Origin of the sequence: Rhodococcus sp. T2V (genome assembly GCF_029269925.1) — a bacterium.
GTDB classification, from domain to species: domain Bacteria; phylum Actinomycetota; class Actinomycetes; order Mycobacteriales; family Mycobacteriaceae; genus Rhodococcus_F; species Rhodococcus_F koreensis.
Window position 1 is genome coordinate 1 of sequence record NZ_JARJBD010000129.1, and the last position, 21,604, is coordinate 21,604.

The following is a 21,604-nucleotide window of genomic DNA, read 5'->3' on the forward strand; positions in this document are numbered from 1 at the left end:
AAAACCCGGCTCGACACGCGGCGGTCGGCTGTCGGAAAATTCAGCACGCTCCTAGTCGGGGGCCGGGCGGGGCGGGTTCGATGGGAGAAAGAACATCTCCCAGGATGGAGTCGACATGAAGCCAGCACCCAGAGAACGCCGACTGCCTACGGCCAGGCAAATCCCGCCGTCGAATGCCGAAGGCAGGCAGCACTGCGTTCCGGTGCCCGAACCGGACGTCGTGACGTGGCCCGATCCGAGCCCGTTGGCCAACTGGTGGGTGCGCGTCATGTTCGACGCCGATCACGATCAACGCGCGTCGTGACTGTCCTCTGTCATCTGAATCCGTGCGCGAAAAACAGTTTTTCACAGTACTTTGCGCCCCCGCGGGGCGGCTACAGCGGATGAAACGGTCGTGGATGAATCCTTCGGAGGACTGCACCTGTGGTCGATCCATTCGCCCCGACGGGGCACTCGTTACAGGAGGAATAGATCATGAGCACACTCGTCGTCTATGAGTCGATGTTCGGAAACACCCGTCACGTCGCCGAAGCGATCGCCCGTGGAGTGGCCACGGCCGGTGCGGTGAAAACTGTTCCGGTGTCGCAGGCACGTGAGGAGGACCTGTCCGCGTACGACCTGTTGATCGTCGGCGGCCCGACGCACGTTCACGGGATGAGCCGGGAATCGACGCGCCGCGGTGCGGAAGAGACCGCTCACAAGCCTGACAGTACGGTGACGCTCGAGCCGGATGCCACCAGTGAGGGTCTTCGAGAATGGCTCTCGTCGCTTCCGCCCTCACATGGCAGGGCAGTCGCGTTCGACACCCGCGCGGATGCACCCGCCTTGTTGACCGGGAGGGCATCGAAAGGTATCGGAAAGAAGCTTCGCCACTTGGGGTTCGATCTCGTCGCAGAGTCGGAGAGTTTCCTCGTCGACAAGGAGTCCCATCTCGAGGACAACGAAGCGGCGCGGGCCGAACAGTGGGGGCGAGTACTCGCGCAGCATCAGTGATGCGACCGCATCCGGTGCGCGCCCGCGCGCGTACGCCGAATTCGGCCAGAACCAAGCCGCCTCAGAGGAGCCTCCGATGGCGACTCACGTGACCCTCACGGCGCCGCGGAGACGGTAACCGGCCTCGTGCACGGAATTTACGTTCGCGGACCGGCGCATTCTGGTGGACTGCGGACTGTTTCAGGGATCACGCAGCCTCGCGACGCTGAACTACGGGGTTCAGGACGTCGGCGACGTAGTCGTTGCGGGGGCCGTGTCGGCTGCTGCCGCAGCCGTATGCGAACACAACCATCCCGATGGGGTCTTTCGGGATGGTCAGGTGTCCTGCAAGCCGGACCGTGCCCGTGTCGATGTCGATGCACTTCGGCCAACTGTGTTCGACAGACGACGTCCCGCCTCGGCGCGATGAGCGATGCCGTCACAGAGCCTCCCCGGTCGATCGAGGGCGGAACGTATCCGCGAAGTTCGATTCGGATCATTTGTCGAGCCAGAGTCGGCGTCGGCACTCGCAGCATCGCCGAGGCCTCGGACGGGGTGATGGTGTCGGGCGGATCGGTTTCGAGGAAGTCCTCGAGGCGTCGGAAGACCATCGCCGGCGGCAGCCCGAACTCGGTTCGGATGGCGTCGGCGCGTCCACCTCCGTGGCGATACCAGCGCCGTTCGAAGGCGATCATCTCCATCGGGGCGGCAGTGGGCATTGACTTCCCTTTCACCGCTCAGGCCGCTGTCCCCGGGCGTTTCTCGGGTCCTCGGAGCGCATGGTGCTCGGGAGGAACGCGCTGGGATGGACAGTGGTTGTAGTGAACGTATGGCGATCATCTGGTTTCGCTCCAGAGTCCGAAGTCCTCGCCGGCGAAGTTTCTCGGTCGCCAAGAGCCGCCCGCCGACGGGCCGGCGCGTGGAGGGAAGTCGCCGAAGGCTCGCGGGTCGTCCATCAGTCGACCGACCCCATGGCGCCGAACATGCCATCGACCGACGGTGTGGCCCCGCGCGTCGGTGGGGTGTCCGCTGGAGCTGTGTCACCCTCGCCGCCGGGCTGATTTGGAGGGGTAACGCGAAGAAGTCCTCGGGTTCGCGCGCCGACCTGCGACTATGTACCGAGTTGGCATCGATGCTTCGAGCGTTCGGAAGGCGCGACTATGTCCGATTTGATGGTTGACCTCATGGCCGCGCCGCGGACCGCGCTCTGGCATGCGTGCACGCGGGTTCCTGTCGCCGCACCCGCAGAGAAGGTGTCGACGGTTCTTGTCCGAATGGCAGGCGAGAGATACGAGTGTGCCTCCGTCATCGCAGTTCTCGACGACGGTCAACTCGCCGGCCTCGCGGTGATCGAGCGCATGTTCGGTGCTACGGAGGGAACCACACTGCGAGATGTCATGAACCCCTCGCCGCCGGTCGTCACACCCGACACACATCAGGAGAAGGCGGCGTGGCAGGCAGTCGAACATGGCGAGCCCGGGTTGGCCGTCGTCGGTGTCGACGGCCAGTTTCACGGTCTCATCGCGCCACAACAGTTGCTCGCCGTTCTCCGGCAGGAACATGAAGAGGACCTCGCTCGACTGGGCGGCTTCCTGCATTCGGTCGAGTCGACCCGCCGAACCACCGTGGAAACCGTGCGACGGCGGTTATGGCACCGGCTTCCATGGTTGCTCGTGGGCCTGGTGGGCGCGATGGTGTCAGCTGGGATGATGGCCGGGTTCGAATCGACGCTGGAATCGAATGTCGCTGTTGCGTACTTCGTTCCGGGAATCGTCTACCTTGCCGATGCGGTGGGCACCCAAACCGAAACCGTGGCGATCCGCGGGTTGTCGGTAGGTATCGGGATCCGTCGTATCCTCCGGCGCGAAGCGCTGACGGGACTGTCGGTCGGCGCTTTCCTGGCGATCGTGATGCTGCCTGTCGTGAGTGTGATGTCCGGTGACGCCATGCTCGCTGCCGCGGTCGCCATCGCGGTGTTCGCCGCGAGTGCCATCGCCACGGTTGTGGCCATGGCACTGCCGTGGCTTTTGCACCGACTCGGGAAGGATCCGGCCTTCGGCTCCGGTCCCCTCGCGACGGTGATACAGGATCTGCTGTCGATCATGATCTATTTCACCGCGGTTGTCGCACTGGTGGCCTAACCGGCGGTTCGGAGTATCGGGTGTCTCGCCTCCACCGGGGCCGCTGAGCCTGTGAATGTATCTGAACATCTGACGCCGCACGGCCTGAACGAATGGCACGCGAGAGCAGATGCCTCGTCGTCTGCCGGTGGGGAACGATGTGCTCGACAACGTGTGGCAAATGTGACGCAAGTCCCTGAGTGTCGCCCAGCGGTTGCTCACCTCTGGCCCCATGGCCGCGATCAGCCGGGCACGACACGACAAGTGAGACAACTCAGGGAGGCCGTGATGATCGAAAATGACGCATCGCTCACCCGCTGGTGGCGTCTGGGGTTGGATTAGGTCAGTTCACGCTGTTTCCGGTCGGATCGCAACGATCGATCGCTCGGCCCACTTCTCGACAGAGTCGGCGGTTTCGTCATCCTCGATATCGGCGCGTCGTGGGGCGTCGTGATCGGTGACCATGACAACCTCCGCATTCCCGCCACGGATCACCACTCGGGGTCTCGGTTGTCGGTCGGCGTGTTCGAGGACTGTGGACCCTAGTGCAAGGAGACGATGGTGGGGTCGAATCGAGGGGTACTGTCCGCACGACGTGGGAAGCGCCGCGACCGGTCTCCTATTCTTCTCGCGTGACCCCCGTTCGACGGTCGTTGTGCCCAACGCTGGTGTCAATGGAAAACAGGCGAACATGCTCGCGTCCGATGGAGGCTGAGACCGTGACCCGGCCGCTGATCGATCTGCGTCACCACGGCGCGGTCGTCTTCGATCTCGACGTGGTCGTCGACACCGAGGCGGCGAGAACCGCAGCATGCGCTGACGTTCTCGACGCCTTCCTGTCCCGGCGCGCAGGCGAGGGCGGTGTGGACCGCGGCCCGTTCCGCGACCGCGACTACCACCGGTTCTTCGAGGGGCGGAGGACAGCGGCGGGAACCACCGACTTCTTGACATCCCGCGGCGTATCCCTTTCGCGGGGGGTGCGCGGCGCGGCGGCGGATGAACATACCGTTGAAGGACTGTGCGCGCGCGTAAGGCAACACTTCCGGGCGCGCATCGCGCGTGACGGTGCGCCGTGCGTCGAATCGACTGTGGCTCTGGTGCGCCGGTTGCAGGGTCTCGGGGTCAGGACTGCGGTGTTCTCGGCGGATGACGATGTGAAGGACGTGCTCGCCGCCGTGGGAATCGATGACCTGTTTCCGATCGGGGTCGACGAGGCCGCTCCGCGGAACGCCGCGGCCCAGCTCGGTGCACCGCTCGCGAGTGCGGTGGTGGTCACCGCCTGCGAGGAATCTGTAGCGGACGCGAGCCGAGCCGGGTTCGCTCTGGTGGTCGCCGTCGGCCGGTCGGAACGGACCGATGTGTTGCGAAGTCGGGGCGCCGACGTGGTGGTCGGGAACCCGTCCGAGGTCGAACTCCGCGCGTGCGATCGCCGGCTCTCCGAGATTCCCGACGCGATGACCTCCCGTCACGAGCTCACCGCGCTCCTGCGCGTGCGCAGGCCGGCGGTCTTTCTCGATTTCGACGGCACACTGGCGGACATCGTGCCCGATCCGGCCGCCGCGGCCCTCGTCGACGGAGCGGCGGCCGCACTGTCCCGATTGGCCGCCGAATGTCCCGTCGCCGTGATCAGCGGCCGTGACCTCGCGGATGTCCGGAAACGGGTCGGCATGTCCGGGATCTGGTACGCGGGCAGCCACGGTTTCGAACTCGCCGGACCCGCGGGCCAGAGGTACGAGAATCCCGGCGCGCTCGCCGCCGTTCCTGTGCTCGACCGGGTGGCCCCGGTCCTGGTGGAGCGTCTGCGGCACATTCCGGGTGTTCTCGTCGAACGCAAGCGGTTCACCGTCGCGGTTCACTACCGGAACGTGCCTGCCGAGCACGTCGACGAAGTCGCAGCGGCGGTGTACGACGTCGGAGGCCGGGAAGAGGCGCTCCGGGTCACCGGTGGTCGGAAGGTGATCGAACTGCGCCCCGACGTCGAGTGGGACAAGGGCCGGGCATTGCAGTGGATACTCGAGCACGTCGTCGATGCGGGTTCGGCGCTGCCGATCTACATCGGCGACGACCTGACGGACGAGGACGCGTTCGACGCGGTGTCGGCCGAGGGGGTGGGCATTGTGGTCCGGAGCCGGGAGGCCGCAGATCGGCGATCCGCGGCGCAGTTCGCGGTGAACGCCCCGATAGAGGTTCGGGAACTGCTCGAGCGACTGGCGGATCTGCTCGACCGAGACCCGGCGGACGCATCGCGGGCCGGGGGATGGATCCTCTTCTTCGACGGCTACTCCCCCACGACCGAGAAGCTTCGCGAGGCTATCTGCACGGTGGGTAACGGATTCTTCGCCACGCGCGGCTGTGCACCCGAAGCTCCCGCCGGACCCGGCCACTATCCGGGCACCTACGTCGCGGGCGTCTACAACCGTTTGAGTGAGGAGCGTTCGGGCACGGCCCTGGTGAACGAAAGCCTGGTGAACGTGCCGAACTGGCTGACGACGACGTTCCGCATCGACGGCGGGCCGTGGTTCGATCTCGATGCGGTCGAATTGCTCGACTACCGCCAATATCTCGACCTCCGCCGGTCGGTGCTCACCCGCAGGTTGCGGTACCGCGATCGGGACGGGCGGATGACCTCGGTCGTCCAACGCCGTTTCGTCGCAATGCATCTCCCCCACGTCTGTGCGCTCCAGACGACGATCGTGGCCGAAGACTGGTCCGGCACGGTCGAATTCCGTTCGGCTCTCGACGGTTCGGTGCGGAACACCCTCGTCGACAGGTATCGCGACCTCGCCAGCGACCACCTCGAACGAGTGCACGCCGCCGAACTGCCGCCCGATGCGGTCCTACTGACCGTGCAGACGAACCGCTCCCGCATCCCGGTGGCGATGGCGGCACGGACCACGGTGTGGTTCGACGGTAAGCCCTGCAACAGCCACTACCGGTTCTTCGATCGCGACGGAAGAACCGGACACGACATCACCGTCGACATCGCGACGGGGCGCCCAGTCACGATGGAGAAGACGGTGACCCTGTTCACCGGGCGCGATCACGCGATCTCCGACCCCGGCGACGAAGCTACCCGCTGGCTGCCCGGGTTGGGCAGATTCGACGAACTGCTCGACGGTCACGTGCTGGCGTGGGAGCACCTGTGGGACCGAGTCGGAATCGGCCTCGCCGGCCACGAGGACGCATCGCGGATCGTGCGGTTCCACCTACTGCACCTGCTGCAGACGGTTTCCCGGAACACCGCAGACCTGGACGCGGGTGTCCCGGCTCGTGGCTTGCACGGCGAGGCGTACCGGGGCCACATTTTCTGGGACGAACTCTTCGTCTTCCCCGTCTTGAATCTGCGAGTGCCTGCCCTGACCCGGTCGCTGCTGCACTACCGGTACCGTCGTCTTCCCGAGGCCCGACGCGCGGCGAGCGCCGCCGGGTACCGGGGTGCGATGTTCCCGTGGCAGTCGGGCAGCGACGGGCGTGAGGAAAGCCAGCAACTGCACCTCAATCCTCGATCCGGGCGCTGGTTGCCCGACCCCAGCTGGCGGCAACACCACATCGGCATCGCGATCGCGTACAACGTGTGGCAGTACTACCAGGTCACCGGTGACCTGGAGTTCCTCGGGGATTTCGGCGCCGAGATGCTGGTGGAGATCGCCCGATTCTTCGCCAGCCTGGCATCGTACGATCGAGCGCGGTCCCGGTACATCATCCGCGGCGTCGTCGGACCGGACGAATTCCATTCCGGCTATCCCGACGCACCCTACGACGGCGTCGACAACAACGCATACACCAATGTCATGGCGGTGTGGGTGATTCTGCGCGCCATCGAAGCACTCGATGCCGTTCCGGCCCCGAACCGGGCAGACCTCGTCGACAGCCTCCACCTGGACGCGCAGGAGATTGCCCGGTGGTCGGACATCAGCCGCCGCATGTTCGTTCCCTTCCACGATCAGGTGATCAGCCAATTCGAGGGCTACGGCGATCTGACCGAACTCGACTGGGACCGCTACCGGGAGCGGTACGGCGACATCCAGCGGCTCGACCGCATACTCGAGGCCGAGGGCGACGACGTCAACCGGTACCGGGCCTCCAAGCAGGCCGATGTGCTGATGTTGTTCTACCTCCTCTCCGCCGACGAACTGCGGGATCTGTTCGGGCTCCTCGAGTATCGATTCGAACCGGACGCCATCCCGCGGACCATCGACTACTATCTCGCCCGAACCTCGCACGGCTCCACCTTGAGCGCGGTCGTGCATTCGTGGGTACTGGCCCGCGCCAACCGCGACAAGGCGATGGACTACTTCGAGAGGGTGCTCGCTTCCGATATCGCGGACATCCAGGGCGGTACGACCGCGGAGGGCATTCACCTGGCTGCCATGGCAGGCAGCATCGACCTACTCCAGCGGTGTTTCACCGGCCTCGAAACACGCGGCGATCGACTGGTTCTCGGCCCACAGTGGCCGGAGACGATGGGCGCGCTCGTGTTTCCGATCTCGTACCGTGGACACCAGCTGTGGTTGAAGGTCAGCGGGAGGCAGGTCGAGGTGAGCGCCGGCGCCGGAAATCAGCGACCGATCGAGATCGTGTGCCCTGACCGGGTCGTCGAACTACGGCCGGGCTGTACCGTCAGTCTGGGCTAGTGGGGTAGTGCGCCGATCATCTCCAACCACTCGACGGCCACGGCGGTGCGGGCGGAGTGGAGGTTCGTGTCTCATTCGACCTCGATCACGCGGGCGTGGAGTGCCCGCCACCGTGTGGGGTCATCGCGATCGACTTCCCGTTCGGACCAGTCGCCACCAGGGCCCGCGGGTGGGGTGGGTGCTCGCGTCGGGTGCGGCGGAGTCTGCGAGGACCTCGTCGCGTCGTGGGCCGGGCAGCACGCGGTATCGGATCGAAGCGCGGTGGCTCACCAGGGCCAGGGGCCACCACAGCGCGCTCACGTAGTCGTCGGCGGCCCGGGCTCCGTCCCACTGATAGAACCCCCGGTATCTCTCGTCTTCGTCTGCCGTCAGCCACAGCTTGGAGACGAAGCCGGGGAATCCGGCGAACAGGGGCGTGTTGAGCAAGCTTTCCGCACGGAAGAGGGCGTGGCCACGGCCGTGGACTCCGCGCAGCCGAAAGGACACGACGAGGACTACCGGGTCGGCGAGAGGGGCACCGTCCGCAACGGTTTCCCGGTAGACGGTGCCGGTGGTGCCGTCGGCGAAGGTCATCTGCCGGCCCTTGTTTCGGGTTGGTTGGTGCAGGCGGCGGCGCGCGAGCAGGTATGCCGTTCGTGCGGCGCAGCGGGCGAGTCGCGGGGCGGCCACCCTCAGCGGCAGTGGTCGAGGTTCGGCATCGGCCGCGGCGCTCGGGGTGAGTGAATGCGGTGCAGGTTCGCGGGTTGTCATCGTTCGTCCTCGTCGGATGGTCTGTGCGGCGGCGGTCAGCGCTCGTTGCGGTCGCAGCAGGGGATGAACACTTCCGTGTGGGGTGCCGCAGTCCGGGGACCGTCGAGGTAGCACTCCCAGGGGTCACCGGAGACGGTGTAGCCGTGGGCGGAGATCCAGTGCGCGGCCGCGTCGTAGGCGGCGCACACTCCTCGGTAGTCGCCCACGTGGACTGTGGTGGCGACGGTGCCGCCCGGCAGTGCCGTCGGTTGGACCTGTCCGCGGGCGGTGATGCGTCCGCTGAGGGGGAATCCGGCTTCGATATCGCACTGTCCGTCCGCAGACTCGCGGTACCGCACGAACGGGGCCCCGGAGATGCGCCGTCCCTGTTTGTCGGCGACCGCGACCACCTCACCGAATGCGGGCCCGAGAAAGTGGCCGAGGCGGTCCCAGTCGACGTGGCCCCGGACCACGGCCGCCGGGGTTGCGTCGACTTCGACCAGTTCGACTTCGTAGCCCATGGTTCCACCATCTCGCTGCTTCGTCGGCGAGGGCAGGGCCGAAGGTCCCCCGTGGCCGGTCCTTGGGCATCGAGTCCTGTGACCGCCTCCTCGCCCGTGTCCGGGCTGCTCGACACGCCTGGGCCGAGTTGCCTGGCTGGGAACATGTGCTCGTGGTGGTTGCCACGGCAGCGGCGGGTTCGGAATAGTCGAACACATGGTGCGCCGGACCGGGAGAGTGTTGCCGCCGTGGTATCTCGCCCACGTCAACAGGGTGATCGTGGGCCTGCACCGGCTGGGGGTGCCGATGCCGATGCCGGCGCTCACCGTCCCGGGCCGGAAGACGGGGGTGCCGCGGTCGACGCCGGTCTCGCCGTACGAGGTGGACGGCCACACCTACGTCGTCGCCGGGTACACCGAATCGGATTGGGCGCAGAACGCCCGGGCGGCCGGGCGCGGGGAACTGACCCGCGGGCGCCACCGCGAGCGTGTTCGGCTGATCCCGTTGCCGGTGTCGGAGCGGGCCCGGATCCTCCGCGAGTTCCCGATCCGGGTGCCGCACGGGGTCACCATGTTCCTGAAAGCAGGGACGGTCGCGAACTCCTCTCCGGAGGCGTTCGCGGCCGCGGCCGACCGGTGCGAGGTGTTCCGCATCGAGCCGCTGGACTGACGGGGGTCACCGAACTTCGAGCGTCCCCACCATGTTCGGGTGGTAGGTGCAGTGGAAGGCGAAAGTGCCCGGCTGCCCGGGCACCGTGAACGTCGCGGTCGCGCCCGGTTCGACCTCCACGTCGAACAGGTCGCCGGTGTCTGCGGTCACGGTGTGTTCGGCGGTGTCGTCGTTGCGGACGGTGACCTGCTCTCCCGGCGCGAACGTGCCGGGCAGCGTGTACTTGAAGTCGCTGATCACGATCTCCCGTGCACCCGCAGGCATGGACATCGGCATCGACATCGACGGCATGTCGGTCATCATGTGGTCCCCGCCTTGCTCCGATTCGGAGGAAGCGGACGAGTCGTCGCTGCCGTTTCCGCACGCGACCAGCGCGAAGGCGGCCAGTAGGATCGACAGGACAAGTGTCAGTACGCGTTTCATGGTGGTCGCCTCCGGGGTGCCGATGGGAACGGATGCCCGACGCCCCGTTCCTCGCGGGAGTAGTACCCGTTTTCCCGGAAGACACCCCTCGACTCGCGTGGTGACTCGTCAGCCGCCGTTCAACGCCTCCTGCGTCTCGAGGTTCGCGACCGGGGTGCGGAGCGAGGCGACGGCGCCGGAGTACAGGGAGGACTTGATTTCACCGAGCGTGCGTCCGCGCGTCGCGACGAGCACCTGCGCGTGTGCGACGGCGTCGGCGAGCACCTGCTGCTCGGAGGCGACCTCGTCGACGAATCCGAGCTCCTTCGCCGCGATGCCGCCGTACCGCTGTCCGGTCACCAGGGCGGTGTGCACCGCCCGCGCGGGCAGGCGGGCTGCGAGCAGCGCGATGCTGCCGGGCGCGTAGCTCGCCCCGATGGTGATCCCCGGCAGGCAGAAGTAGCCGCGGTCCTCCCGCATCACCCGGTGGTCGTGGGCGGCCGCGAGGATGGCGCCGCCGCCGAAGGTGTGTCCGGTCAGCGCGGCCACGGTGGGCAGTGGGAAGGTGAGAATCCGCGCGAACAGGGCCTGCACACGGTCGATGTAGGAGTTCAGCTTGTCGGTGTTGGCGAGGACCCAGGCGGTGTCGAGACCGGTGGAGTAGAACTTTCCGACCGCGGTCGTCACCAGCGCGGCGGGGCCGTCGTGCTGCTCGACACGATCGAGGAGACCGTCGACACTCGCGATCCAGTCCGGGTGGAAGGCGTTCTCGCTGTCCCGTTCCCCTTCCTCCCCGAAGTACAGGACGAACACATCACCCGAGCGTTCCAAGTACGGCATGCGGCGAGGCTACCCGCAGACCGGCGCGCTGCGCCCCTCGAGCACCACCAGTGGGTGAAGTTTCAACTGTTGCGGGGCCGGGTATGTCGATCGTCAAACAGCTGAGGCGGTGGACGATGAAGAGCGGAACAGGCATTGCCGACACCCGCACCGTTCGGGACTACATCCACACGGTGGCCAGGAGCGTTCACGCCGATTCCATCGACTGGTGGGACTGCGACGGATTCGACGCCGTCCTCGTGCTGCCGTTCCGGTTGCACTATCTGCCCGGTCGCAACGCGGTGCTGGCGTGGAACCGGACCTTCGGCTGGTCACTCGGCGTCGAAGGACTGGGCCGCCGCAGTGTCATCGTGATCGACGGCCTCGGCCTCGGCCGGATGCCATCGCCCGCCGTGTGCGCGGAGCGTGCGGTGGAGTTGATCGACGACTACTGCCGCTCCACACCGGCACTGCCGGGCGCGCACGGTCCCGGCCCCGCCGTACCGGCTGCCGCGGATCGCTGTCCCCGCATCGGTAACGCCGCCGCCGGTGGCGGACGGCGGGACAGAGTCGTCAAACGACCGTGACCGGTGGCGGCGGGGGGCACGACGACAACGTGGCCCAACCGCATTCCTCCGCGCAGGAGCGGCCGATCGTCGCCGCGGAGCAGGGCGCGGCGCGCATCAGCACGGCGGCGCATCCGCTGGGCAAACCCGGCCCGCGGTTCGACCGCCGGTCTCCGTTCTTCATCGGCATGGCCGGGGCCGCCGGTGTCGCCGTCACGTACGCGCTGATCGAGGTCGTTCTCGCCGCCCGCGGGGTGCTGGTACTCATCGCCGTCGCCGCCTTCCTCGCGATCGGTCTCGAACCGGCCGTGTCCTGGCTGGTGCGGCACGGATTTCCCCGATGGGCAGCCGTCACAACGGTTTTCGTCATCGCGTTCGCGATACTGGCCGGTTTCCTCGCCGCGGCGATCCCGCCGATGGTGACGCAGGGCGGCGCTCTCGTCCACAACGCCCCCGACTACCTGGGCCACCTCGAGCAGCGTTACCCGGTGCTGGAGGAACTGAGCACCCGCTTCCATCTGCAGGACGAACTGCGCCGGGCGCTCGATGCGGGCAATGTGCCGGTGGTGCTCGGCGGGATCGTCGGCGCGGGCAAGTTCGTGTTCAGCGCCATCAGCGGCATGGTGATCGTGGTCGTACTCACCGCGTACTTCCTCGCCGACTTCGGGCACATCCGGGCCTCCCTGTACCGCCTGGCCCCGAACTCGCGGCGACCGCGCACGATTCTGATCGGTGACGAAATCTTCGCGAAGGTCGGCGGCTACGTGCTCGGCAACCTCCTGATCTCGCTGATCACCGCCGTGCTCACGTTCGTGTGGCTGGTCGCCTTCGACGTCCCCTACCCGCTGTTGCTGGCCATTCTCGTCGCCGTGCTGGATCTGATTCCGGTGGTCGGTTCCACCCTCGCCGGTGTCGTGGTGGCCCTGGTCGCCCTGACCGTGTCGCTGCCGGTGTCGCTGGCGACCATCGTCTTCTTCATCGCCCTCCGCCTGTTCGAGGACTATCTCCTCGTTCCCCGCATCATCGGCAGAACCGTCAAGGTACCCCCGATGGTCACCGTCGTCGCAGTCCTGATCGGCGGGGCACTGCTGGGCATCGTCGGGGCGCTGCTCGCGATTCCCGTCGCCGCCGCCGTCCTGCTCCTCGCCCGCGAGACGGTGTTTCCGCAGCTCGACCGGCGTTGAGCAGGCGCGGCGCGAAAACGGCCCTGTGGAAGAAGTTTCCATGTTCTGCTTACCCTGGAGACGTGGGATGCGCCGGGGCATGCTCGGGGTCGTGTCCCGAGCATGAGAAAGAGGCGCTGCATGTCGGTGATGAGTCCCACCGAGGCTATGTTCGTGCTGTTCGAAACACCCTCGCACCCCATGCACATGGGTGCGCTCGAACTGTTCGAACCGCCGCGCGAATCGGGACCCGATCACGCCCGGGTCATGTACGAGGCGCTGATCTCGCAGGAGGGTGCGTCCGACACGTTCCGCCGGCGCGCCGTCCGCCCCCTCCGGGGCGCCAGTTACCCGTGGTGGTCGTTCGACGACCACATCGACCTCGGCTACCACGTGCGGCACACGGCGGTGCCGGGGCGGGGCCGCATGGAGGACCTGCTGTCGCTGGTGTCCCAGATGCACGGCATGCCGCTCGATCCGCAACACCCGATGTGGGAGATCCACGTCATCGAGGGGCTCGCCGACGGGCGGACGGCCGTGTTCTCGAAGATCCACCTGTCGCTGATGGACGGACCGGCGGGGCTGCGACTCCTCCACCACGCCCTGTCGACCGACCCCGACGCCCGCGACTGCCCCGCACCGTGGACGCCCGGGGTGTCCGGCACGTCGCGGCGCGAATCCGCGCTGCCCGTCGCTGCGGTCCGGGCCGGGGTGCGGGCCGCCACCAGCATCGTTGGGGTGCTGCCCGCGCTCGCGAAGGTCGCGTACGACGGTGTCCGCGACCAGCATCTGACGCTTCCCCTGCAGTCGCCGCCCACCATGCTCAACGTCCCCGTCGGCCGGGCCCGGAAACTCGCGGCGCGGTCGTGGCCGATCCGGCGTCTGGTGTCGGTGGCCGCCGCCGCCCGCACCACGATCAACGCGGTGGTGCTCGCGATGTGCTCGGGGGCGCTACGTCACTATCTCGTCGAGCAGTACGCACTGCCCGAAGCGCCGTTGACGGCGATGCTGCCGGTCCCGCTCGACCTCGGCGGCACCATGATCGGACCGCGCGGCCGCGACCACGGGGTCGGCGCGATGGTCGTCGGTCTGGCCACCGACGAAGCGGACCCGGCCGCCCGCCTCGCCCGCATCAGCGAGTCGGTCGAGCACACCAATCGTGTGTTCGGTGCGCTGAGCCACACCCAGTTCCAGGTGATGAGCGCACTGGCGATCAGCCCGATCCTGCTCGAACCGGTCCGCCGGTTCGTCGACGACACTCCCCCGCCGTTCAACGTCATGATCTCCTACATGCCGGGCCCGTCGCGGCCGCGGTACTGGAACGGCGCCCGCCTGGACGCGGTGTACCCGGCGCCGACGGTCCTCGGGGGTCAGGCGCTGAGCATCACCCTCACCAGCCGGTCCGGTCAGCTCGACGTCGGCGTCGTCGGCGATCGGCACGCCGTCCCGCACCTCCAGCGGATCATCACGCACCTGGAGACCTCGCTGACCGATTTGGAGAACGCGGTCGCCGCGTCCGGCACCTGACCGCTACCCGGCCGGTTGCCGCAGGGACGTGCGATTGCGTTCCCAGCACCGGGTGACGTGGTCGCCGACCAGGTCGTCGAACGCGAGACACGCCGCGGCGCCCAATAGGACGTCGTCGGCCGCCGCGGGCCGGGCGGCGACGAACCCGCCGGCGAGGTCCCGGCAGACGATCTGTTCGTGCACGGAGTCGGCTTCCACGTGCTCGTCGAAGAACCGGGTGGCGGCCGTCCCGAACCCGAGCCGGCGCAGTCCGGCGGCGTACTTCTTGCTCGGCAACGCGGACGTGGTCTCCACCGCGCACAGGTGCCCCACCAGGGCGCCGAGACGACTGCGGTGGAGGCCGAACAGGGACAGCGCGTTCAGCGACGCCAGCGTCACGGCGGGCACCGCGTCGACGTAGTGCGCGTACGCGTCGGACAGTCCGAGTTCGCGCATCGTCGTCGCGAACAACGCCGAGTGCATGCGGTCGGGTCTGCCGCCGCCGTATTCGTCGGACTGCACCTCCACCAGCGCCGCCTTCGGTGCGCCCGCGAGCCGCGGAATGCCGAGCGTGTGCACGTCCGCCTCGCGCAGCTGGTTGAGGGAGCGGTGGATCAGCAGTTCCCGGAACTGGGTGAGATTCGCGTCGTGGGCCATGTGCCCGGACAGTCCCGGCGCGGTGCTGGGTGCGGTCATCTCCCACAACGCCGCCACCACGTCGTCGACGCCCGTCGGCGGATCCGCGAGCGCGCCGATCGCGGCGTCGAACGGCACCTCCAGCGCCGACCGGGCGGCGATCAGGTCGCTGTCCCACTCCCACCGGTCGTCGACCCCGGCGATCCCCTGCAGGTGCAGTTCGTACAGGGCAGTCAGGCAGATCTGCGCGTCCTCGTCGAACAGGAACGCACGCGGGTCGCTCCGTTCCGTCGCGGCGAGAGCGCGCGCCGCCACCACGAACGGCTCGGTATCGGCGGCGTCTCCGCGCAGAATGGGGAACAGGAGGCTGCTGACGGGACCGCGCGGCGCCGGACAGGGCATGGACGTTCCCGGTTGCGGCACCGTGCCCGACGCCGACCGAGAGTGCAAGGTGGTCATATGAACTCCATTCCCACATCCGGAGCCGGCGAATCCGATGTGACCATCATCGTCTGCCCCGACGGCCCACTCCTGGTGCGTGGTGCGGCGCGGATCCTCGACACCGAAGGTAGCCCGATCGGCGGCGATCGGGCCACCGTGGCGCTGTGCCGGTGCGGGCGGACGAGCATCGCCCCGTTCTGCGACAGTTCGCACAAGAAGCGCCGGCGCCGCACATAGAGCCGCCGCTTCCTGACGAGAAACGCTGTGGTGCAGTCGAAAACAGAAACGGCGGAGTGCGGCGGCAATCTGATGCCGAAAAGCCTCCTGCCACCGTCGGCAGAATGAGGTAACGTCGGAGACCTGCACGGTTGAGCCCCCAGCCGCAATGGACGGGCACGGTTCCCGCGCCTCTCTCCCTGCCTGTCTCCTTCGTCGCTCGACCGTGAGGAAACGACATGAAAACCGTTCTCAGTGCGCCTCCGACGCCCTACGACCCCGCCGCGAATACGCCGCTGTTCAGCTGGGCGGCCGAGCCGGAACACGGGCGGCTCGCCGTCGACAGCACGCCGGGCGCCGGCGGGATCCTGGTCGTCCGGATCTCCGGCGACATCGACGTCACCACTCTCCCGTCGTTCGGGACTCATCTCGAGGAAGCGATCGACGATCGGCTGCCGTTCGTGCTCGATCTCTCCGACGTCCAGTTTCTGTGTGCGTCGGCGCTGCCGATTCTGGAGATCATGTCCGCCCGCGCGCACCGGCTCACCGTGCCGTGGGCGGTCACCGGGAACAACGCTCTCCGCAGGCCGTTGACAGCGATGAACATGGCGGCGGTCATCCCGTTCTGCGCCGAGCTCGAGGACGCGTTCCGGCTGGTCGCCGGTGGAATGGAGCGGGGTGGGCGCTCGGCGTGACCGATTCCGCTCCGCACGGCACGTCCGACTTCGTGGTGGTCGCCAACCGGCTGCCGGTGGACATGGAGACGCTCGACGACGGAACGACACGCTGGAAGCGCAGCCCCGGAGGTCTCGTCACCGCCCTGGAGCCGATCCTGCTCGACCGGGAGCGCGGTTCCTGGGTGGGCTGGCCGGGGGTGCCCGACACGAAGGTCGAACCGATCGTCTCGGGTGGGATCGATCTGTACCCGGTGGAGTTGAGTTCGGACGAGGTGTCGCGGTACTACGAGGGCTTCTCGAACGCGACGCTGTGGCCGCTGTACCACGACGTGCTGGTGGCCCCGGTCTTCGACCGGGATTGGTGGCACACCTACCTGGAGGTGAATCGCCACTTCGCCGAGGAGACCGCGCGCACCGCGGCCGAGGGCGCCACCGTGTGGGTGCAGGACTATCAACTCCAGCTGGCGCCGCGCCTGCTCCGGGAGATGCGCCCCGATCTGACCATCGGATTCTTTCTGCACATCCCGTTCCCGCCGGTCGAGCTGTTCATGCAGCTGCCGTGGCGGAAGGAGATCGTGGAGGGGCTTCTCGGGGCCGACCTCATCGGCTTCCATCTGCCCGGGGGTGCCCACAACTTCCTGTTCCTGGCCCGCAGGCTACTCGGATTCGACGCCACCACGGCAGGCGTCGGCGTGCGCGGCGCGCTCGGCCGGGTGACGCTCGACGACCGTGTCGTCCAGGTCGGTGCGTTCCCCATCTCCGTCGACTCCCGGCAACTCGTCGAACAGGCCGCCGACCCTGCCGTCGTCGAACGGGCCGCGGAGATCCGCCGGGAGCTCGGGAACCCTCGGAAGATCCTCCTCGGCGTCGACCGGCTCGACTACACGAAGGGCATCGACCTGCGCCTGTCGGCGCTCGGCGAACTGCTCGACGAGGGTCGCCTCGACCCCTCCGACACCGTGATGGTGCAGCTCGCCACCCCGAGCCGTGAACGCGTCGACCACTACATGAAGATGCGCAGTTCCATCGAGGAGCAGGTCAGCCACATCAACGGCGATCACGGGCAGATCGGCCGTCCGGTGGTGCACTACCTCTACCAGCCGGTCGATCGCAGCGAGCTGATCGCGCTGTTCCTCGCCGCCGACGTCATGCTCGTCACCCCGATGCGCGACGGAATGAATCTCGTGGCGAAGGAATACGTCGCCTGCCGGGCCGATCTGGGCGGGGCACTGGTGCTCAGCGAATTCGCGGGTGCCGCCGCCGAACTCCGGGGCGCCTACCTGGTGAACCCGCACGACCTCGACGGCGTGAAGAACACGATCGTGGCCGCACTCGGCCAGGAGCGGGACCAAGGACGGCGCCGTATGTCGCGGCTGCACCGGCAGGTGCTCGACCACGACGTGCACCGGTGGGCGCAGTCCTTCCTCGGCGCGCTGGCCCCGGTCACCACCGACTGATCACCGTCACAGGCCTCACTCCGGATTCGTCGTCACCGATTCGACGATTCGGCGCGCCACCTCCGCCAACTTCACGTGCTCCTGCTGCGACTGCGCGACGAGAATCTCGAACGCCTGGTCCGCGGACACACCCCGCAGCGCCATCACGATCCCCTTGGCCTGCTCGATGACGGCGCGGCTCTTCATGGCCCGCGTGAGGCCCGTCACTTCGTTCCTGGCCAACTCCACGCTGCGTACGCTCCTGAGCAACCCCTCGATCGCCGTGGTGTAGACGAGGAGCACCACGGCGTCGAGTTCACTGAAACCGTGATCGCCCTGCCCGTAGATGTTGAGGGTCCCGGCGAGGGCCTCGTCGACGGCGAGCGGCGCGGACAGGAAACTGCGCATGCCGGCCTGGTCGAGGTTGTCGGCGAGGGACGGCCACCGTGTCGCGGCCTCCCCGAGCCTCGCCTTGACGACCTTTCGTGTGCCCGCGACACCGAAATAGTCGCCGTCTATCGCCTGGAAGTTCTCGATGTCGATCTGCCGGACCGCCTGGTCCGTGAAGGCGACGGTCTCCACGTGTCCGTCGCGCAGCAACGAAATTCCGGCCATGTCGGCGCCGGCGATCGCGTCCACCACCTGCTCGCAGACCCGTTGCAGCAGCAGGCCCATCTCCACCTGTGAGCCGGAGTTTCGATTGAACTCGTCCAACACGGTTGCCAAGGAGCCCAATTGGACAGCGATCGTCGCCCCGTCGAGATCAGGGGACATCGACTCAGGGCGCTCACCCGCAGTCTCGGCCATTCTCGGATACACCTCGGATTCCGGGTGTAACCGACAGGACACCCACTGAACGAACGCAGCAGTTGTCTCTACCGTCGAGAAGACTTTACTCGACCCGGGAACCGACTTCGTCCACCGATCCCGTCGCCGGGCGCGGCCGGTTCACCGGAAGCGGTTCGGACGAGCCGATACGGTCCGCTCAGCCGCCGCCCAACTGCTCCCGCAGCGCGGACAGGGTGCGTGCCAGGATCCGCGAGACCTGCATCTGTGAGACGCCCACGCGCTGGGCGATTTCCGTCTGGGTCATAGATCCGAAGAAGCGCAACATCAGTACTCGCCGTTCGAGCGGCGGAAGATTCTCCAGCGCCGGCCGCACCGAGGCGTGACTTTCCACGTTCGCCAGCTCCGGGTCCTCCTCGCCGAGTGTCTCGGCGAGGGGAAGGTCGTCGGGGTCATCTCCCATGGCCGCATCCATCGACAAGGTTTGGTAGGCGTTCTTCGCGAGCAGGCCCTCGGACACTTCCCGGACGTCGAGTTCGAGTTCGGCGGCGATCTCACTGGCCGACGGTGACCGCCCCAGTTCCTGCGACAGCTCGTCGACGGCCTTGGCGATCAACGCGTGGAGTTCCTGCATGCGCCGGGGCACCCGCATCGACCAGCCGGTGTCGCGGAAGTACCGGCGAACCTCACCCATGATCGTGGGCACCGCATAGGACACGAAGTCGAAGCCGCGGTCCGGATCGAAGCGGTCGACCGCCTTCACCAGCCCGAGCCGGGCGACCTGCAGCAGGTCCTCGTGTGCCTCGCCGCGACCGCCGAACCGGCGGGCGATGTGATCGGCCAGCGGAAGGCAACGTGTGATGATCTCGTCGCGTAGCGCGGACGCCTCCCCCGACGCCTCCTCCAGGGTTCGCAGGCGCGCCACCGCGGGCGCCACGTCCTTGTAGTCGTCTCTGCCGGGACGGCGCTGTTCGCTGCGTTCCGAAACCGGTGACACTAGTTGGTGCCCCGGTATTTGACCAGTTCCACCGCCACGGTCCGCTCGACGGACCCGTTTCCGACGGGTCCCTCCGACACCGACACCGCATTCATCAACGTCTCGAGCACGTGCCAACCGAAACTCTCCCGGTTGGGCACCCCGCGTCGAACGAGGGGGGCACTGATGGTCACGTGCAACCCGGTTTCCGTCACCGCGAACGAGCACGTCAGTTCGGCACCTCCCGGCGCCGCCGCGATCAGTTCCGAACACACCTCGTCCACGGCGAGTTTGATATCGGCGACGTCGTCGAGCGTGAAGTCTCCCAGAACGGCGAGCGTTTCCGCCACGGCGCGGACCACAGGCAATTGTTCGAACTCCGCCGCCACACGAAGTTCCACGGGCACACCGGATCTCGTTTTCATTCGTCTAACCTCGTCGACCTCGGCCATCTGCACTCCACGTCTGTGTCGTCGGTTTCTGCGACTCTCGGCAGCGTACCCAGCTGCCGCGGCCCTCAACCCGCCGGCGAACGAAAGTGCGAACGTGTCCCGAATGTGTCCCTGACGTGTGATTCGACGAACCCGACTCGGTGGGTCTCAGGCAATCCGGACGTCGCGTGCCTGGTTGCCGGTGTCGGTGCGGCAGACGGTGAAGCTGACGCGCTGCCCGTCCACGAGGATGCGGTGGCCGTCTCCGGCGATCTCGGAGACGTGGACGAAGACGTCGTCGGATCCGTCGGCCGGGGCGAGGAACCCGAAACCCTGTTCGGTGTTGAACCATCGTACCGTGCCGGTCTGCAGGTCCGTCGACGGGCGGGCAGGCATTGTGTCGCCGGCGCTCATCGTGCCGCCCTCCGATCGGCCAGGCCGCGGAGCGCGGCGCCGCCGCCCAGGCTCGCAACGAGTAGAACCACAAGCAGAGCCACGTTGAGCATTGCTCCTCCTCGGCATGCGCACTTTCGACCCCCTGGCCGAATCAACCCGAAAATAGTGGGTCTCTTTCGAGTACGGGGCGGTTCGGGCTGAGCGTTTGCACAATCGAGATCTGACCGGCACAACACATCCTCGTCAGACGCCACAGAAGATCTGATTTGCCAGACATAGATTTTGTAGTACGGTCGAATCGTCGGAACTTCAGCGATCGAGTCGAGAACACTCGACGACACGAACAGAAGTCGCCGGCCAGGTCAGGGCCCGTGATTCGAGACCTTCCGTCACGGGTATGCGGTGAGTCCACCAGGCACCGCCCCGGCTCGCAGGCGACCGAACGGGGCATCCACGCCCCGGGGTTCCGCAGGCAGTCAGTAAGCGAAAGAGAGGACCGAGAATGTCGAAGTTCACCGTGCCAGGTCTTTCCGACGATCAGGGAGCGCAAGTCGCCGACATCCTGCAGAAGCGGCTCAGCGCATACAACGATCTTCATCTGACGCTCAAGCACATTCACTGGAATGTGGTGGGTCCGAACTTCATCGGCGTGCACGAGATGATCGACCCGCAGGTCGAGTTGGTGCGCGGCTACGCAGACGCGGTCGCCGAGCGCATCGCCGCCCTGGGGAAGTCGCCCGACGGCACACCGGCCGCCATCACCCGCGACCGCACGTGGGACGACTACTCGGTGCACCGCGACACGGCGCAGGCACACCTCGGTGCCCTCGACCTCGTGTACAGCGGCGTCGTCGAGGACAACCGCAAGGCGATCGCCGAAACGGGCGAACTCGACCCGATCACCGAGGACCTCCTCATCGGTCAGACCGGCGAACTCGAGAAGTTCCAGTGGTTCGTGCGCGCCCACCTCGAGAACTCCGGCGGCAGCCTCTCCACCAACGGTGCGCACTCCGAGAAGCAGGCCGCCTCGCAAGCGCGCTGAGCACGGACCGACCTCCCCCACCACCAAAGGCCGGAACCCTACCGGCCCGCAACGGGCGTCCCCTCTCCGACTGACACCGGCGACCGCCGGATGACACTCTCCCCTGAAAGGACTGATACGTGCTAGGGCGTGTCTCCCAATGATTTGGGGTGTTGTGCTGCAGACTCTTCGCTGTGGCACACGGTGTTGATCGGTTTGAGGTGTTGACGGACAAGCAGTGGGAGTTGCTCGCGCTGCTGTTGCCCAGTTCGGATGGGCTGCGGGGGCGGAAGTTCCAGAACAGCCGGCTCGTGGTGGAGGGGATGCTCTACCGGCTGCGTACCGGGCTCCCGTGGCGGGATCTACCTGCGCATTTCGGCCCCTGGAAGACGGTGTGGAAACGGCATCGACGCTACGCGGGGGATGGAACGTGGGATCGGGTACTCATGGCTCTGGCCGCGATGGCCGATGCCGGTGGCGACCTGGATTGGGCGGTGTCGGTGGATT

22 protein-coding genes and 1 pseudogene are annotated in these 21,604 nt (G+C 67.1%); 13 read left to right on the forward strand and 10 right to left on the reverse strand.

Annotated features, from left to right (window positions below; translation table 11 throughout):
* Positions 1–115: 115 nt before the first annotated feature.
* On the forward strand, positions 116–304 hold the full coding sequence (locus P3H15_RS48545; protein ID WP_276143887.1) for a hypothetical protein: 189 nt from the start codon (positions 116–118) through the stop codon (positions 302–304).
* A 170-nt stretch (positions 305–474) separates the two neighbouring features.
* Positions 475–993 carry a flavodoxin domain-containing protein gene (locus P3H15_RS48550; RefSeq protein ID WP_276143888.1) on the forward strand — a complete coding sequence of 173 codons (519 nt, stop codon included), beginning with the start codon at positions 475–477 and terminating at the stop codon, positions 991–993.
* 611 nt (positions 994–1,604) lie between these two features.
* Here the strand turns inward: P3H15_RS48550 and P3H15_RS55950 are convergent.
* A pseudogene (locus P3H15_RS55950) lies at positions 1,605–1,691 on the reverse strand (hypothetical protein); the annotation flags it as partial.
* Between the two features lie 441 nt (positions 1,692–2,132).
* Between P3H15_RS55950 and P3H15_RS48555 the strand changes: the two are divergent.
* Both P3H15_RS48555 and otsB read left to right on the forward strand, forming a co-directional pair.
* The gene (locus tag P3H15_RS48555) at positions 2,133–3,113 is read left to right on the forward strand and encodes a magnesium transporter (protein WP_276143889.1); all 981 of its coding nucleotides are present in this window, start codon (positions 2,133–2,135) and stop codon (positions 3,111–3,113) included.
* 683 nt (positions 3,114–3,796) lie between these two features.
* On the forward strand, positions 3,797–7,726 hold the full coding sequence (gene otsB, locus P3H15_RS48560) for a trehalose-phosphatase (protein WP_276143890.1): 3,930 nt from the start codon (positions 3,797–3,799) through the stop codon (positions 7,724–7,726).
* Between the two features lie 120 nt (positions 7,727–7,846).
* On the opposite strand, the gene P3H15_RS48565 is transcribed toward otsB, so the two are convergent.
* Entirely contained in the window at positions 7,847–8,476 is a 630-nt protein-coding gene (locus P3H15_RS48565; RefSeq protein WP_276143891.1) for a hypothetical protein, read from the reverse strand.
* 35 nt (positions 8,477–8,511) lie between these two features.
* Positions 8,512–8,976, reverse strand: coding sequence for a GyrI-like domain-containing protein (locus tag P3H15_RS48570; protein WP_276143892.1), 465 nt, complete (start codon positions 8,974–8,976; stop codon positions 8,512–8,514).
* Positions 8,977–9,172: 196 nt separating this feature from the next.
* Here P3H15_RS48570 and P3H15_RS48575 point away from each other — a divergent pair, with 196 nt between their 5' ends.
* Positions 9,173–9,625: a nitroreductase family deazaflavin-dependent oxidoreductase gene (locus tag P3H15_RS48575; protein ID WP_276143893.1), complete on the forward strand. Its 453-nt coding sequence runs from the start codon at positions 9,173–9,175 to the stop codon at positions 9,623–9,625.
* A 6-nt stretch (positions 9,626–9,631) separates the two neighbouring features.
* Here the strand turns inward: P3H15_RS48575 and P3H15_RS48580 are convergent, their stop codons facing one another.
* The gene (locus tag P3H15_RS48580; RefSeq protein WP_276143894.1) at positions 9,632–10,048 is read right to left on the reverse strand and encodes a cupredoxin domain-containing protein; all 417 of its coding nucleotides are present in this window, start codon (positions 10,046–10,048) and stop codon (positions 9,632–9,634) included.
* Between the two features lie 108 nt (positions 10,049–10,156).
* Positions 10,157–10,867 carry an enoyl-CoA hydratase/isomerase family protein gene (locus tag P3H15_RS48585; protein WP_276143895.1) on the reverse strand — a complete coding sequence of 237 codons (711 nt, stop codon included), beginning with the start codon at positions 10,865–10,867 and terminating at the stop codon, positions 10,157–10,159.
* Positions 10,868–10,983: 116 nt separating this feature from the next.
* On the opposite strand from P3H15_RS48585, the gene P3H15_RS48590 reads away from it, so the two are divergent.
* The 3 genes from P3H15_RS48590 (at position 10,984) to P3H15_RS48600 (ending at position 14,102) form a co-directional block, all read left to right on the forward strand.
* Positions 10,984–11,433, forward strand: coding sequence for a DUF6292 family protein (locus tag P3H15_RS48590; RefSeq protein ID WP_095864346.1), 450 nt, complete (start codon positions 10,984–10,986; stop codon positions 11,431–11,433).
* Positions 11,430–12,596 (forward strand): AI-2E family transporter, encoded by a 1,167-nt coding sequence (locus tag P3H15_RS48595; RefSeq protein WP_276143896.1) that lies wholly within the window; start codon positions 11,430–11,432, stop codon positions 12,594–12,596. Before P3H15_RS48590 ends, P3H15_RS48595 begins: the two co-directional genes overlap by 4 nt.
* Before the next feature lie 120 nt (positions 12,597–12,716).
* A complete protein-coding gene (locus P3H15_RS48600) occupies positions 12,717–14,102 on the forward strand; it encodes a wax ester/triacylglycerol synthase family O-acyltransferase (protein ID WP_276143897.1) in 1,386 nt (461 codons plus the stop codon).
* 3 nt (positions 14,103–14,105) lie between these two features.
* Here P3H15_RS48600 and P3H15_RS48605 read toward each other — a convergent pair whose 3' ends face one another.
* On the reverse strand, positions 14,106–15,176 hold the full coding sequence (locus tag P3H15_RS48605) for an iron-containing redox enzyme family protein (protein ID WP_276143898.1): 1,071 nt from the start codon (positions 15,174–15,176) through the stop codon (positions 14,106–14,108).
* On the opposite strand from P3H15_RS48605, the gene P3H15_RS48610 reads away from it, so the two are divergent.
* From P3H15_RS48610 to P3H15_RS48620, 3 genes are all read left to right on the forward strand, one after another.
* Positions 15,177–15,395, forward strand: a complete 219-nt coding sequence (locus P3H15_RS48610) for a CDGSH iron-sulfur domain-containing protein (protein WP_276143899.1) — start codon at positions 15,177–15,179, stop codon at positions 15,393–15,395.
* Positions 15,396–15,613: 218 nt separating this feature from the next.
* Positions 15,614–16,069 carry an STAS domain-containing protein gene (locus P3H15_RS48615; RefSeq protein ID WP_276143900.1) on the forward strand — a complete coding sequence of 152 codons (456 nt, stop codon included), beginning with the start codon at positions 15,614–15,616 and terminating at the stop codon, positions 16,067–16,069.
* Positions 16,066–17,508, forward strand: coding sequence for a trehalose-6-phosphate synthase (locus P3H15_RS48620; protein ID WP_276143901.1), 1,443 nt, complete (start codon positions 16,066–16,068; stop codon positions 17,506–17,508). The genes P3H15_RS48615 and P3H15_RS48620 overlap by 4 nt, the downstream gene beginning before the upstream one ends.
* A gap of 15 nt (positions 17,509–17,523) precedes the next feature.
* On the opposite strand, the gene P3H15_RS48625 is transcribed toward P3H15_RS48620, so the two are convergent.
* From P3H15_RS48625 to P3H15_RS48640, 4 genes are all read right to left on the reverse strand, one after another.
* Positions 17,524–18,294, reverse strand: coding sequence for a GAF and ANTAR domain-containing protein (locus P3H15_RS48625; RefSeq protein WP_276143902.1), 771 nt, complete (start codon positions 18,292–18,294; stop codon positions 17,524–17,526).
* Between the two features lie 178 nt (positions 18,295–18,472).
* A complete protein-coding gene (locus tag P3H15_RS48630; RefSeq protein ID WP_276143903.1) occupies positions 18,473–19,270 on the reverse strand; it encodes a SigB/SigF/SigG family RNA polymerase sigma factor in 798 nt (265 codons plus the stop codon).
* Complete coding sequence (locus tag P3H15_RS48635; RefSeq protein WP_276143904.1) at positions 19,270–19,701, reverse strand: ATP-binding protein; 432 nt, start codon at positions 19,699–19,701, stop codon at positions 19,270–19,272. The genes P3H15_RS48630 and P3H15_RS48635 overlap by 1 nt, the downstream gene beginning before the upstream one ends.
* 147 nt (positions 19,702–19,848) lie before the next feature.
* Positions 19,849–20,052: a cold-shock protein gene (locus tag P3H15_RS48640; RefSeq protein ID WP_276143905.1), complete on the reverse strand. Its 204-nt coding sequence runs from the start codon at positions 20,050–20,052 to the stop codon at positions 19,849–19,851.
* 526 nt (positions 20,053–20,578) lie between these two features.
* Between P3H15_RS48640 and P3H15_RS48645 the strand changes: the two genes are divergently transcribed.
* Together P3H15_RS48645 and P3H15_RS48650 are read left to right on the forward strand one after the other, a co-directional pair.
* Entirely contained in the window at positions 20,579–21,118 is a 540-nt protein-coding gene (locus P3H15_RS48645; RefSeq protein ID WP_072946232.1) for a Dps family protein, read from the forward strand.
* Positions 21,119–21,318: 200 nt separating this feature from the next.
* Positions 21,319–21,604: transposase (locus P3H15_RS48650; RefSeq protein ID WP_276143906.1), on the forward strand; the 286-nt coding region annotated here is incomplete at its 3' end.